We start from the raw sequence: 786 nt of genomic DNA, 5'->3' as shown, positions 1-786 counted from the left end.
CAAAGGCAATTTCGATTCCGTTATCACTCGGACAGTTTGAAAGTTTTGAGCCGCTTTGCATAAATGCGGCAGAATCATAGGCGAGTCGAAATAAGGTGGCAGGTTTTGCTTGGTCACTCATGCATTGATACTCATTGGTACTGACTTAAAGTCTTTTATCACTGGGGGCTTAGTGTATAATACCCCCACTTTTTTTGCCTGATCTTTCTTGTGAGATCTTAATCAGTCGATATAATTACTGAAGGTCAGGTTGGCGAAATAATAGAAGAATAAAGCCGCAGTGAATGGCGAATTTATTAGAGTGAGCGCGCAAATTATGAATAAGTTGTTTAAGGGGTTGGTAGTTGCATTAGGTCTAAGCAGCTCTGCATTTGTTTCTGCTGAAGTTGTAGGCGATGTGCAAGCTGGTAAAGACAAGTCTGCGGTATGTGCTGCATGTCATGGTGCAGATGGTAATAGTGCGGCGGGTAACTTCCCTAAGTTAGCAGGTCAAGGCGAGAGATACTTGCTAAAGCAAATGTATGATCAAAAAGAAGGTCGTCGTGTGATTGTTGAAATGACGGGTCTTTTAGATGGTTTTAGTGACCAAGACATGGCAGATGTTGCAGCGTACTTTGCGGCGCAAACAACAACAGTTGGTCAAGCGGATCCAGAATTAGTTGAAGAAGGTCGCGCTCTTTACCGTGCCGGTAACCCAGCTACTAAAATGGCAGCATGTATCGCTTGTCACGGTCCTTCAGGTAAAGGTGTTGAGGCGGCAGGTTTCCCAGCGCTTAGCGGTCAGCA

Annotated in this window: 1 protein-coding gene; it reads left to right on the top strand. The window is 44.8% G+C overall.

Annotated elements, in window-relative coordinates:
- Nucleotides 1-316 precede the first annotated feature (316 nt).
- Nucleotides 317-786, top strand: a 470-nt coding sequence (locus A3762_RS21575) for a cytochrome c4 (protein ID WP_082869286.1), incomplete at its 3' end; no start/stop codon positions are given.

Source organism: Oleiphilus sp. HI0125 (genome assembly GCF_001635355.1).
The sequence above is the reverse complement of the archived record's forward strand: the minus strand, read 5'-3'. Positions and strand labels throughout refer to the sequence as shown.